We start from the raw sequence: 13,315 nt of genomic DNA, 5'->3' as shown, positions 1-13,315 counted from the left end.
AATCCCGCCGCAGCTGCTGTCGGCAGAGAAAATCCAATATTTTATTATGGTGCTTCCAAAAAACGGGGGACCGATTACCTATCCGGAAAGCAACCCGTATTATCAGCCGCTGGAGGTGCAGATTATTCCTGCCGAAACCATTCATGAAGAAACTCAAAAGGGGCCTCCTCCGGTTCAACGGGCAGAGGCACCCGCCAAAAAAACATCTCCTCAAACGATCCCATCTCCCTCAAAAACCAAACAGGCCCTATTGCCGGAATTTCCAAAAACCGATTACCTTATTTTAACACCCGAACCGGGAAGCACCATTGAGGCCGGCGATGCCCTGATCTCCGTGTCCATTCTGGCCGATTCCGGTATCGTGAGTCCGGCTCAAACCGGGGTCTGGCTGGATGGTCGAAAGTTACGGATAAAGGCCTCTGAATATTTGATCACGGCCGTACCGTCGCAAATCACCCCCGGCCGGCATTTGGCCAAGGTTGTTTTTCGGGATCCGAAGGGACGGGACTTCCGTCCGATTCAGTGGGGCTTTACCGTAAAACGCCCAAAATCCGGAGCTCTTGCCAGAATCCAGCAGTACGTTCGCGGAACTGTTTTTACCAGTTCGCGTCAGGAGCGAGTGAGCGGCCGGTCCCTGGTTGACAATCGGGTAGGTGGCCTGCTCACCGTGGATAAGGATCGATTTCAGGCGGGTGTGCGTTTTAACGTAACTTCTCAAGAAGACCCCAAATACCAGCCGCGTAATCGTTTTCTCTTTTGGTTGAATTCGCCCTGGGTCCGTCTGCAATTCGGGGATACGTCCCCCGTATTTACCGAATTAATGCTTCGGGGGAAGCGGGTTCGCGGTGTAAACGCCCAGCTGAATCTGGGGCTTTTTCACCTGAGTGTGGCAGCCGGGCAAACCAACCGCCCCGTGGAAGGGAATGCATACAGAGAATATGTCGATCCCCTTACGGGAGACACCCTTTACATTAACCCGGATACGGGGGATACGCTTACGGCGGATTACATTGGAGATCAAAAGACGCTCAGCTATGGGACGTATGCTCAGAATTTAACGGGAATTCGACTGGCCGTCGGGAAGCCCTCCTCCTTTTTATGGGGAATCAATTTGTTAAAAGTAAAGGATGATCTGCACTCCATCCGATACGGGATTCGCCCGAAGGACAATTTGGTAGCCGGAACCGACTTGCTGGTGTCGCTCAATCAGGGCCGGTTGTTGTGGAAAACGGAAGCCGCATTAAGCGTATTGACCGATGATATTTCGACGGGGGCCATCTCAAAAAGCGAGATTGATTCGGTTTTTGATACGGACCTTCCCTTTGATCCCCAATCCTACCGAAAGTGGATTATCCTGAATTCGAGTACCGTTCCCCTGAATCCCCAAAAATTGACTTCACTGGCTGCCTTTTCCCGGGTTCAGCTAAATTATTTCCGGAATTTTGCAAGCATTGAATTCAAATCCATTGGCTCCTCCTACAATTCTTTGGGAAACAGCTATTTGCGGAAAAATATTCAGGGGCTTTTTTTGTCGGACCGCATTCGTCTGTTTAATAATGCACTCTATTTGAATCTCCGATACGAGGATTATGCCGACAATTTCAGGCAGTTGAATGATAACCCGAAGGTTCATATTCGATCGGTGCGAAGCGGATTGAATTATTATCCGGGACCGGGACTGCCCCAACTCAATCTGGGTTTCAGACGCTACAGCCGCAATAATTTTGTCACCCAAATCGATACCACGCTTGGTCCCACGTACGACAATCGGGAGAAAAATGCCACAAATGAGGTGACCTTTAACGTAAATTACAGGATTCACGTATTTGGATTGTCCCATCGCCTGACCTACAATCTTATTCAAATGTCCAAGACGGATGCCTACGCGGATTCCCGTCTTTCGTCCTATTTTCCCATTGGAATTTCGAATTGGATTCATTATATTACAGTTGAAACAACGTACCGCGCGCCGTTTAAATCGATTCTCAGCTTTGCGACGAATCGAAATGCCTACCAGGGCGGGCTAAGCCGGTACAATTTCGACACCGTGGATATGCGCCTGGAAACACTGCCGGGTCGATTGTCTTTCTTCAGCTACGTTGGGTTGCGGGTGTATCGGGCGGACGGGTTTTCCAAAAATCTTTCCAATGTCCTATTGGCAAAAATCAACTTTCAAAAATATCAATTTGAATTGGGTGGACGGCTGACACTCTGGAAACGGCACACGTTTTCGCTGGATGCCAATTGGATTGCCTTTCAGGATCATGGCGAACGTTATGACTTATCCTCCGGTACCGTTACCCGGAATCCTTCCCATCAGGATTACCTGTTCATGGCGCGGTATGATTATCGATTTTAACCGATTGACAGGGAATTGGGTGTAATGAAACAGTCTATGTTGAAAAAAATACGAATTGTAGTTCTGGTAACGCTCGCTGCCTGGGCGGGTACTTTTCTCTTTGCCAATTTGAAATCTCTTCGAAATCTTGAATTAAAGAGCCTGGATTGGCGATTTAAAATGCGGGGGCAGGAAACGCTCGCCGATTCATCCATCGTAATCGTTTCGATCGATGATCAGACGTTTTCCTCAATCCAAACGAAATGGCCCTACCCCCGATCGTACTTTACGACCCTCATTCAACATCTTAACGAAGCCGGTGCCCGGCTCATTGTATTCGATCTGGAGTTTACAGAGCCTTATTCTCAGGATCCGGCGCAGGATGCCGAATTGGCCCGGGTGGCAAAACGGGCCGGAAATGTTATTTTTGCCGGAAAAATCGTGACGGAATTTGGAGCCAACAATACGATCAATCAGTACGTGCTGAAGCCGATGCCGGAGTTGATCGACGCGGGCGTGCCCTGGGGCCTTGTGAATATTGTGGAAGATGGAGACGGGTTCTTGCGGCGCTATTTGCTGGGAATCCAGAGCCGGAATACATTTTATCCCACACTTTCCGTCAGGGCTTTGCAGAAACTAAGCGGCGGGGGGACCTTTAAAAACGGGCCCAAGGAATTGCAGGTCGGCCGCTTTGCGGTCAAGAAAATAACGCCTTCAACCATGCTGATCAATTATGTGGGACCTGCAAAATCCTTTCCCACGTATTCGTTTGTCAATGTTCTGGATGATGCGGCTTTCGATATCGGCGAGGAGGATACCGATATTTTTGAAATGCACAAGCTCTGGGGGACGTTTCGGAATAAGATTGTTTTTATCGGGTCGGGGGCGGAGGAACTTCAGGATGTAAAACTTACCCCCTTTTACGATTACGACGGCGTAAAGCGAAAAATGCCGGGTGTGGAGGTGCACGCCAATGCGCTCTACACGATGCTTCACAACACCTACATCCACCGCCCCGCAAAGGCCGTTGTTTTTGTTCTTTGGTTTATTCTGGGACTTCTTATCGGCAGTTTGGTTCTGGCCTTGAAACCCATCAAAAGCCTGCCGCTGATCATGGTGCTCGCCGCCTTCTTAATTTGGGGAACGGTTTACGAATTTGTTCATGCGGCCGTTTGGCTGCCCATGATTTCACCTCTTTTAATGATTGTTTTCGGATATCTGGGAAACACGCTGTACATTCTGGGAACGGAACAGCGGGAGAAATTACGGTACCGGAAAATTTTTCAGCAGTACGTTTCCAAAAATGTGGTGGATAAAATGCTGGAGAGCGGAAAGTTTCCGGAATTTGGAGGATCGCGGGAAAAACTGACGGTTTTGTTCTCGGACATTCGCAGCTTTACCTCGTTCACGGAAAACAATCCGCCCGAAAAAGTAGTCGGACAACTCACCGAATATCTAACCGCCATGACGAATATTGTGCTTAAGCATGACGGCACCCTCGATAAATTTGTGGGCGATGAGATTATGGCGCTGTTTGGGGCGCCCTACCCTTACAAGGATCACGCTTTTAAGGCCTGTTTGGCGGCTCATGAAATGATTCGGACCTTGAAGGATTTTCAACTCAAATATGCGGAAGAAAAGGGGGAATCGTATTTCAATATTGGCATCGGCATTAATACCGGTGAAATGGTGCTGGGAAATCTCGGCTCGCGCCAGCTATTCGATTACACGGTGATCGGGGATGCCGTGAATTTGGGCGCCCGTCTGGAGGGGGTCAATAAGTATTACAAAACGAATATTATCCTCTCGGAATTTACCTACAACGAAGTGAAGGACCGGATTGTTGCCAGGGAACTGGACAAAATTCAGGTGAAAGGGAAAAAGCGGCCGGTTGAAATTTACGAATTGTTGGGGATTGACCGCATCTCGGACGCCGAATATGAATTGCTGGTTCACGCTTATTCACAGGCTCTGTCCGCCTATCGGAATGCGAATTGGTACGAAGCGTTGAAGGGGTTTCGAAAGATTTTGCGCTATTTTCCAAAGGACGGCCCCTCGAATCTTTACATCAGGAGATGCCTGGATTTGATGGAAAATCCTCCAAAAGAAGATTGGCAGGCAGTTTACGCCTTTTCCTCAAAATAGGCCAGGGCTTCTTCATTTTCGCCGTCCATGGCCACCGTTAATTTTTTCCCGCCGGCGGCCTCCGGAACGTGGATGACGTGGACAATATCCTCAAACTCCTTGAATTCCGGAAGAAGGGTCGATAAACGGTTGGGCGAGTGTAACAAAAAGGCTTCATTAAACTGGGCATTTTCCTCATCCGGATAGAGCGGCAAATGGTAAATGCCCGCCTCCACCAAATCCTGAAAAAAATGGGTTCCAAAAGATACTTCGGGGACGTAATGGCCTGTTTTTCGGGCCACTTCAATCAGAACCTTTGTGTGGTTAATATCGGAATACCTCACGCGCACCCCAAGGTTAATGTCGTTGCTGCCCCAGCGTCCCGGCCCGATGAGAATAAAGTGATTATGCTCCAGTTTTTCGTTGAGCCGTCCCACAATTTTGCCCACGGTTAATTTCTGGCTGTAGGATTGAATGTCATCGTATTTTTTGGGATCGATGTAAATAATGTACTCAATATTCCGAACCAATCCGTTGGGGACATCGTGATGCACGGAAAAAAGGATAGCTTCTTTTGGAAGATTGTCCGGGATGTGGGCGCGGTGGTGCTCGGACAGTTTCGACTGAGGACGGCATTGCAGAATGTAGAGAAAAAGGCCGTCGAAAGCAAATTCGATGTCCACCGGATATCCGTAGGCCTTTTCGAGGGCCTTCAGCGAATTTTTAAGAATATCCGGGTATGGGGTTTGTCTGAGGAATTTATCGAACGTAATTACAAACTTTTCCTTGGCGGGATTTAGAATTCTTCCGACCGGTATCTGCAAACTGGAATCCCGGTCAATGGAAACGATATGGTCCAGGTTGGGGAAGGGTTCGTTCTGAAGAAGTTCTTCAAGCGGCAGGGTCTCCATTCGATTTTTTTTGAGATTAATCACATCGATAAATTTTTGGGAATATTTGCGGATATCGGAAATATTGGCTTCGGGGCGCAGTGTGGGAAGGGTAAGGGACACCATCCGGGGATAGTCATTCCCGACGCGGTCAACCGCCCGTGTTCCCAGTCCCATCACAAGGCGGAGCAATCCGTCGTCTTTGCGAATACGTTTGCTCCAGCGGTATTCATTCCGCGAAAATCCCACACCGGCCCAAACCGGCAGATAATAGTCGCCATAGCGGATGCCCACCACTTTCTGGATGAGAATTCCCATCTGTTCGTCGTAATCGATGAGATTTCGCTCGCGCCGGTAAAGAATGGGATCGGGGCCCAGGGTACTGGCGTAAACCTCTGCAATGGCCCCCAGAAGGGCCTGAAGGCGGTTTTCCAGTGTGTCTTGATTGGGCAGAAAAATGCTGTCATATTTTCCCGAAAAGGCCGAGCCGAAGTTGTCTTCCAACAGGCTGCTGGAACGCACAATCAGAGGAGTTTTGCCGATCTTTTTTAACAGCTTTCGAAGTTTCCCCACAATGTAAGGAGGAAACTCACCGTTTTTAAAGACTTCCTTGATCATCGGGAAATCGTTTCTGATCTCATCCAGCGGCTTGTATTTTTCGTCGTAAAATTTGGTTAATCCGTTTTGATTGATAAATTCCTGGTAGAGATCCGACCGAATAAAATAGGATTCGGGAATGGCAATCGGACAATTTTGGGCAGATAATTCTCCCCGGGATTTGCAGAGAATGTGGTAGGCCAGGTACATGCCGGCCGCTTTTCCACCGATTTTCCCGATGCCTTTTTTGGGACCAATTGAATTTTCTACAATCGGCAAAAAATCGCAAATCTTCAGATAGTGTTTGGCAACCCCGATAAACTCCAGTTGGTCGCTGATAAAATGGCGGATCAGGGCAACCCGAATACCCATGGCCTCCGATTCGGGAATATCGCCGGAGTCCTTGGTGAGGGCACAGAAGTCCCTGAGCCGGTCGGCCAAAAGGCGGAACGACACATCGGGCAGTGCGGCAATGTCTTCCAGCTTTTGCGCCTCACTTCGTCCCCTGGCCATGGCGAAGATTCGGTCAATTTCGTCTTCCGTGAAAAGCTGTGACGCATATTGTACAATCAGGGAGTGAATGATGATTTTTTCCTGTTGGTCCCAGCGCCTCGCTGTTCCCTCGTTGGGATTTTGTTCGGCTGCGCTCTCAATTTGCTTTTTGAGTTGTTTGTGAGCCGCATCGTAGATTTGATCAACCGTAATGGATTTTTCAGTATGGAGTGAGATTAATAACTGTCGGTAAAAATTCTCAGTTAAATGAGGATAATCGCGCAGGTAATCAAGAATTTTTTTTTCTATTTTCCGAATGGCGTTTTTGGCCATATTAAAGGGCTAAAATTTATGTTCGCTAAAGCGGAATTTTTATTATTTCAATTTAAAATACTCATTTAAACCCGCATTGTCAATACAATTTTATTCTGTTCAAAGATTTTGTTGTAAAAGGTTGTCTTACGGATAAAGATTTAGTCCCTCATTTTTTTTGACGTTTTTTCTTCTGCCGAACGCCTGAAATCATATCCGGGCGAAAGAGATAGTCGGGTTTGGGATGGAAAAGAGAATGCCAGACATTCTTTTTAACGGCGGGAAAGTCTTCTTCTAACTCGGCAAGCAGTTTTTTAATCAAAGTGCGTTTGGAATGTCCGGCGGTAGGGCAGGGGTTCCTGAAATTCGGAAAATTCTGTTCCGCCGCAAATTTTTTAACCAGTTCCTCTTCGATGTACACCAAAGGCCGGATGATGTGAAATTTCCCGCTGAAAACGGGCTGTTTGGGCATCATAGTGCTGATTTCACGACCAAAAAAGATGTTAATAAGAAACGTTTCAATAATATCGTCTTTGTGATGACCGTAGGCGATTTTATTGCATCCCATTTGGGTGGCCATTTTGTAGATCTCATGCCGCCTCATGCGGGAGCACAAAAAACAGGGATTTTTCCGATTAAAATCGCTGTGCACCAGCGGCCCGATGTCCGTTTTAATGATAACCAGTTCCCGGTCTCTTTCTCGGAAGAATCGATGCAGCTTTTCACTGAGCCGTTCTCCCCTTTCTTTGTATCCGAGATCAATATGAACGGGGATGAGGCGAAAATCATTTGTGGTTGTAATGAGCGGGCTGGAAAGCAGCTCAAACAGAGCCAGGCTGTCCTGTCCCCCGGAAACACCCACCAGAATACAATCTCCTTCGGAGATGAGTTGAAAATTCCGGATGCCTGCCTCTAAAATCTTTCGAAGTCGCTGATGAAGCCTTGTCATAAAAACCAACGCAGATTTGGATTTAAAAAGGAGTTTGCCTCAAAAGGCGTTTCCTTACTCATTTTGCGAATTTTCACGAATAGACTGTACTGAAATTGAATAAGGGCACTGTGTCGCATTTGTGCTTTTTTAGCAAAAACTCAAATACAAAAAATGTGACGGAATGAATTAAATTTAGGAGGTAACCGTTTAAAAAGCAAGTGCAATATTTTATTTTTCCGCAGGGGATGGCCGGACGTTGTGTCAATTTAAGTGTTCGGGGAAGGGGCTGATCTCCTCAAAAGAGCTTACAATAATGTTGACAAATATTTAAAATTTTATTATTTTAAAGTTTGTCTATTAAGATGATTAATAAAAGACAGCAGGTTAAAGGAAATTTAAGATTTAGAGAATAATTACCTCATTGTTTTTTGTGTTTTTGTGCCCCTGCGGCAGAAACTCATAAATGATGAGGATTTGTAAAGAGAGCGGCACATTTATGGAAATGAAAAAGGGTCATATTCTCTGGGCCGATGACGAGATTGAACTGCTTCGTCCGCATATTCTTTTTCTGGAAGAAAAGGGGTACGACGTCACCCCCGTAACGAACGCAGACGATGCCATTTCTCTGGTTAAGGAACGCCCGTTCGATCTGCTTCTTCTGGATGAAATGATGTCGGGAAAAGACGGACTCTCCGCATTGGCGGAAATAAAGGAAATCAATCCGTCGTTGCCTGTGGTGATGATTACCAAAAATGAAGAAGAAAGCCTCATGGAGGAGGCTATTGGCAGTAAAATAGATGACTACCTGACGAAGCCGGTGAATCCCAGTCAAATTCTGTCGACCTGCAAAAAGTTTATCGAAAGCCGGAAAATTGAGGGCGATCGTCTCACCCGGGATTACCCCCTTCAGTTTAATGAGCTGACCCGGGCCATTATGGACGCCCGCACCTGGAAGGATTGGGTGAGCATCTACTCGCGAATTGTAGACTGGGAACTGGAGATGGATCATTATCCGGACCTTGGGCTGCAGAATGTTCTGGAAGATCAGAAAAAAAGTGCCAATATTGAGTTTGGGCGGTTTGTGGAAACGCACTATCTGGAGTGGATTCAGGATGATGAAGAGGCTCCCAGTCTTTCCGTGGATGTCATTGCCGAAAATGTGGCTCCTCTGTTGGCCAGTAATAAAAAAGTGGCCTTTGTGGTTATTGATAACATGCGAATGGATCAGTGGTTGAGCATCCAGCCCTTTTTGTTTCCCTTTTTTAATATCAAGCGAAAATTTTATTTTGCCATTTTGCCCACCGCTACCCCTTTTGCAAGAAATGCCATATTCAGCGGGCTCTTCCCGTCGGAAATAGAAGAAAAATATCCGGAGATCTGGAGCAACGGTGTGGATGACGATTCCAGTCGGAATCGCTACGAACGCCAATTGCTGGATCTTCAGCTTCAGGAAATGGGGTTCAATCTGAAACCCGAGCCGAAGTACATTAAAATTCTGGATCTTTCGGAGGGGCGAAATCTGGAGCGAAATATCCGAACGTATCTTCAGACAAAGCTCCTTTCTATTGTTGTAAATTTTGTGGATATTTTTTCGCACAGCCGGAGTACGTCGGATATCTTGAAGGAGATTGTTCCCGATGAGGCGGCTTTTCGATCGCTGACCCGATCCTGGTTTGAGCACTCCTACCTCTTTCGGGTGCTGAGGCATCTGGGTGAGGAAGGGTTTACCATCATCATGACGTCCGATCACGGGAGTGTTCGTGCCATGCGGGGGGCCAAAGTGATCGGCGACCGGGAAACGTCAACCAATCTCCGTTACAAATTTGGTAAGAACCTAAAATGCGATGACAAGTACGCATTCTACATAAAGAATCCCCAAAAGTTTAAGCTTCCGATGCGGGGAATCAATATTAATTACATCATTGCCAAAGAGGACTATTATTTTGTTTATCCGACCAATTTTCATAAGTATTTGAATTATTATCGGGATAGTTTTCAGCATGGCGGTATTTCGATGGAAGAGATGATTCTTCCCATATTTCGATTGGACGCAAAATAGGATAGAACGTGGAATTTAAACTGGAAAGTATTACACATTCGCCGGAAGAGACATTCGCGTTGGGCGAACGCCTTGCCAGGTACCTGAAACCCGGGGCAGTGGTTGCTTTTTGGGGGGATCTGGGTGCGGGTAAAACCGTCATGATTAAGGGCATCTGCAAGGGACTGGGAATAGATGCCGAGGATGTAACCAGCCCCTCATTTACGGTCATGAACATCTACGAGGGGGAAATTCCGGTTTTTCATTTTGATTTTTACAAAATTCAATCCTACGAAGAGGTGTCCGGTTATGGAATTGAAGACTATTTTTACGGGGAAGGCATTAGTCTGATTGAATGGGCGGAACGGATCGAATCGTACCTGCCGGAAGACAGAATCCCCATTGTGATTCGTCGGCTCAAACCGGAACACCGGAAAAGCGAAAACGATCGCTATATTTCCATTGGAAATTTGACCCCTTCGGTACTGACCGCTCTGAAGAGAAAGCGATAATCCATGAAACTGCTGGCAATTGACACCGCCACTGAAACGGGTTCCGTGGCTTTTCTGGAGGATTCCTGCTTGCAGGCCGAATATCGTATTCGTCGGAAACGCATCCAGTCCCGGAAACTGGTGCCCGTTATCCAATCCCTTCTCGCGGATCTGGAATGGGATTTTTCGGACATCTCAGGGGTGGCTGTTTCCATCGGCCCCGGTTCTTTTACGGGACTTCGCATTGGTTTGAGTGTGGCAAAAGGCATCGCATTTGCCCGCGGCCTTCCGCTGACCTCGGTTATCAGTCTGGATGCCCTGGCCCTTTCGTACGCCGAAAATCCCGCCCTGGTGTGTCCGATGATCCGGTTTCGGAAGCAGGATTACTATTTGGCGATGTACCGGTGGGACGGCACAAAAATGGAGCGCATGAGTGAGTACGAGGTGCTGGATGTGAAGGAGCTGAATGATTTTTTGGTGGATGGTACCACTCTGACGGGTGATTTTTCCGAAGAAGAAATCGATCGGCTTAGGGACGTCGTAAAAAAGGATGTTCGGCTGGCGCATCCGTTACATCGTCAATCCACGGCATTTCAGGTAGGGTTGCTGGGACAAGAGAATTTCAGGCAGGGGAAAGTCGATTCAATTGATCGTGTTGAACCGTTCTATTTAAGGGATTTTCCGATAAAACAGCCGTCTGCTGCAGGGGTTAAAAAATCACAAAATCAGCCTTAAAAAAATAGATCTCTTGGATTTCTGGAAGAAAAAATAGGGGTTCCTTTCAATGGCTGTACGGTTGCGTGAAAAAACTCGACCGGCATTTCCAAAAACCTTTCGGCGTGTGGTCATTTTGCCCGACGGGGAAGAGCTGCTGGTGCGGCGCATGGTGTCGGAAGACATCGAAACGGTAACCGAATTGGAGCTGCTCTGTTTTAAGGATGCCTGGAGTGAGAAACATTTTCGCCATGAGGTGGAAAACAGCCGGGTCTCTGTACCGATTGTGGCAGAAATAAAGGGCGAAATGGTTGGGTACATGATTTCCTGGTTTGTTGAAGATGAAATTCACATTGCCAATATTGCCGTTTCTCCGCTTTATCGGAAACGGGGAATTGGAGAGTGCCTGCTCCGCACAATTTTGGAAGAAGGCCAAAAGCGGGGCCGTGTTTTTGCTTATCTGGAGGTGCGTGTTTCAAATGTGGCGGCTATTCAGTTGTACAAAAAATTTGGATTTACGGCGGCCGGAATTCGGAGCCGGTATTACCAGAACGGAGAAGATGCCCTTCTGATGGAAAAATATCTGGGACAGGAACAAAAATCGTGACCCTCCGGCAGGAATCAATTTTTACCGGAATACCCGGAAATGCCGATTGGATGCATGCTTTCGGCAGCGGAGCAAGTGGAATGGCCCGATTATCTTTTCCCGGATTGGTCGCACACAAAAAGTGGAGTGATTTGAATGGCCTGGTTTAAGCGAAAAGAACAAGGGGTTTTAACGACTGAAAAAAAGATATTACCGGATGGTCTCTGGATCAAATGTGAACAATGCGGGGAAGTTCTCTACCGGCAGGAGCTGGAACGGAATATGTGGGTGTGCCACAAGTGTAATTTCCACTTTCGCATTCAAAGCGGCCATTACATTCGTTTTCTTTTGGACGACGGTTCCTTTGAAGAGTTTGATCAAAAAATGAGGTCGGTGGACCCCCTGAAATTCAAGGGGAAAAAGCGGTATTCCGATCAGCTGCGCGAAGCCATTAAAAAAACGAACATGAATGAGGCCATTCGCACCGGCTACGGAAAGATTGACGGGCAGCCGGTTGTTCTGGCCGTGATGGATTTTTCGTTTATCGGCGGCAGCATGGGGTCTGTGGTGGGGGAAAAAGTGGCCCGGGCAGCCGAAAGGGCTACGGAAAAAAAGCTTCCCCTCATTGTTATTTCCTCCTCGGGAGGGGCGCGGATGATGGAGGGCGCCATTTCACTGATGCAAATGGCAAAGACGTCAGCGGCACTGGCCCGATTTTCGGATCAGGGCGGCCTGTACATTTCGGTGCTTACAAATCCCACAACCGGTGGAACAACCGCCAGCTATGCCATGCTGGGAGATGTAAATATTGCCGAGCCGGGAGCCTTGATCGGTTTCGCCGGGCCCCGGGTGATTAAGGAAACCATCGGACAGGATTTGCCGGAAGGGTTTCAACGATCGGAATTTGTGCTTGAGCACGGTTTTCTGGACATGATTGTTCATCGCCAAAAAATGAAAGAAACACTTTCCCAATTGATTCGTTTTTTTAACGGAAAACAGGCCAATCGCGCATCATGAGCTCACGGAAAATACGAATCCTAATTTCGAATGACGACGGTATTTATTCGCCGGGAATTTATGCCCTTTACAAAGAGTTAAAAAAAATAGGGGATGTTTTTGTGGTTGCACCCGACAGTGAAAAGAGTGCCGTCGGACACGCGATTACCTTGTCGAATCCGCTGCGGGTTTTTCCATTTAAGCGCAACGGAAAATTCTTTGGCCATGCGGTTACCGGCACACCGGCCGATTGCGTAAAAATCGCACATTGGGCCATTTTAAAAGGGCAGAAAATCGATCTGTTGGTTTCGGGAATCAATCATGGGTCCAATACCGGAATCAATGTAATTTATTCGGGTACGGCTTCGGCGGCAACGGAAGGAACCATCCTCGGAATCCCCTCGTTTGCCATCTCGGTGGCTACGTATGATCCTGTTGATTTTACGGTGGCTGCCCGTTTCGCCCGAAGATTGGCCAGGATGCTTTTGAAAAAAGGGTTGCCTCCGGAAACATTTCTCAACGTGAACGTCCCGCCAATCCCTGAATCTGAAATTCAAGGGGTGGAAATTACGCGCCAGGGGAAAGCGGTGTTTGCTGAAAAATTCGATCGCCGGGTAGACCCCACCGGGCGTACGTACTACTGGCTGACCGGGAAAAAGGTCCATCTTGAGCGGGAGGGACAGGATACGGACGATCAGGTGATCCTCCAGAACAAGATTTCGATTACGCCCATTCATTATGACATGACCAATTATGCCTTTCTGGAGGAACTGCGAACCTGGAAAATTTCTGTATGAAAAGGAACC

General features: G+C 47.5%; 10 protein-coding genes. 8 read left to right on the top strand and 2 right to left on the bottom strand.

The window, feature by feature from the left end; translation table 11 throughout:
- The first annotated feature begins 46 nt into the window (after nt 1-46).
- Nucleotides 47-2,359 (top strand): hypothetical protein, encoded by a 2,313-nt coding sequence (locus GXO76_06500; protein NOY77505.1) that lies wholly within the window; start codon nt 47-49, stop codon nt 2,357-2,359.
- Between the two features lie 24 nt (nt 2,360-2,383).
- Nucleotides 2,384-4,483: an adenylate/guanylate cyclase domain-containing protein gene (locus GXO76_06495; GenBank protein ID NOY77504.1), complete on the top strand. Its 2,100-nt coding sequence runs from the start codon at nt 2,384-2,386 to the stop codon at nt 4,481-4,483.
- On the opposite strand, the gene GXO76_06490 is transcribed toward GXO76_06495, so the two are convergent.
- A complete protein-coding gene (locus GXO76_06490) occupies nt 4,462-6,774 on the bottom strand; it encodes a pyruvate, phosphate dikinase (protein NOY77503.1) in 2,313 nt (770 codons plus the stop codon). The genes GXO76_06495 and GXO76_06490 overlap by 22 nt on opposite strands.
- Nucleotides 6,775-6,922: 148 nt before the next feature.
- Nucleotides 6,923-7,702: a tRNA 2-thiocytidine(32) synthetase TtcA gene (locus GXO76_06485; protein ID NOY77502.1), complete on the bottom strand. Its 780-nt coding sequence runs from the start codon at nt 7,700-7,702 to the stop codon at nt 6,923-6,925.
- A gap of 484 nt (nt 7,703-8,186) precedes the next feature.
- On the opposite strand from GXO76_06485, the gene GXO76_06480 reads away from it, so the two are divergent.
- From GXO76_06480 to surE, 6 genes are all read left to right on the top strand, one after another.
- Nucleotides 8,187-9,743: a bifunctional response regulator/alkaline phosphatase family protein gene (locus GXO76_06480; protein NOY77501.1), complete on the top strand. Its 1,557-nt coding sequence runs from the start codon at nt 8,187-8,189 to the stop codon at nt 9,741-9,743.
- A 20-nt stretch (nt 9,744-9,763) separates the two neighbouring features.
- On the top strand, nt 9,764-10,234 hold the full coding sequence (tsaE, locus tag GXO76_06475) for a tRNA (adenosine(37)-N6)-threonylcarbamoyltransferase complex ATPase subunit type 1 TsaE (GenBank protein NOY77500.1): 471 nt from the start codon (nt 9,764-9,766) through the stop codon (nt 10,232-10,234).
- A 3-nt stretch (nt 10,235-10,237) separates the two neighbouring features.
- Complete coding sequence (gene tsaB / locus GXO76_06470; protein NOY77499.1) at nt 10,238-10,948, top strand: tRNA (adenosine(37)-N6)-threonylcarbamoyltransferase complex dimerization subunit type 1 TsaB; 711 nt, start codon at nt 10,238-10,240, stop codon at nt 10,946-10,948.
- Nucleotides 10,949-10,997: 49 nt separating this feature from the next.
- Nucleotides 10,998-11,534, top strand: coding sequence for a ribosomal protein S18-alanine N-acetyltransferase (gene rimI, locus GXO76_06465; GenBank protein ID NOY77498.1), 537 nt, complete (start codon nt 10,998-11,000; stop codon nt 11,532-11,534).
- Nucleotides 11,535-11,669: 135 nt separating this feature from the next.
- Nucleotides 11,670-12,530, top strand: a complete 861-nt coding sequence (locus GXO76_06460) for an acetyl-CoA carboxylase carboxyltransferase subunit beta (GenBank protein NOY77497.1) — start codon at nt 11,670-11,672, stop codon at nt 12,528-12,530.
- 11 nt (nt 12,531-12,541) lie between these two features.
- Nucleotides 12,542-13,306, top strand: coding sequence for a 5'/3'-nucleotidase SurE (gene surE / locus GXO76_06455; GenBank protein ID NOY77496.1), 765 nt, complete (start codon nt 12,542-12,544; stop codon nt 13,304-13,306).
- Nucleotides 13,307-13,315 lie beyond the last annotated feature (9 nt).

The sequence above is a fragment of the Calditrichota bacterium genome (genome assembly GCA_013151735.1).
In the GTDB taxonomy this organism is placed as follows: Bacteria; Zhuqueibacterota; JdFR-76; order JdFR-76; family BMS3Abin05; genus BMS3Abin05.
Note: the sequence above shows the minus strand (reverse complement) of the source record. Positions and strands in the feature narration are given on the sequence as shown.

Coding starts and splice junctions, on each gene's coding strand:
- GXO76_06500 (NOY77505.1), top strand. CDS start 47: ATGGTGCTTCCAAAAAACGGGGGACCGATTACCTATCCGGAAAGCAAC.
- GXO76_06495 (NOY77504.1), top strand. CDS start 2,384: ATGAAACAGTCTATGTTGAAAAAAATACGAATTGTAGTTCTGGTAACG.
- GXO76_06490 (NOY77503.1), bottom strand. CDS start 6,774: ATGGCCAAAAACGCCATTCGGAAAATAGAAAAAAAAATTCTTGATTAC.
- GXO76_06485 (NOY77502.1), bottom strand. CDS start 7,702: ATGACAAGGCTTCATCAGCGACTTCGAAAGATTTTAGAGGCAGGCATC.
- GXO76_06480 (NOY77501.1), top strand. CDS start 8,187: ATGAAAAAGGGTCATATTCTCTGGGCCGATGACGAGATTGAACTGCTT.
- tsaB (NOY77499.1), top strand. CDS start 10,238: ATGAAACTGCTGGCAATTGACACCGCCACTGAAACGGGTTCCGTGGCT.
- rimI (NOY77498.1), top strand. CDS start 10,998: ATGGCTGTACGGTTGCGTGAAAAAACTCGACCGGCATTTCCAAAAACC.
- GXO76_06460 (NOY77497.1), top strand. CDS start 11,670: ATGGCCTGGTTTAAGCGAAAAGAACAAGGGGTTTTAACGACTGAAAAA.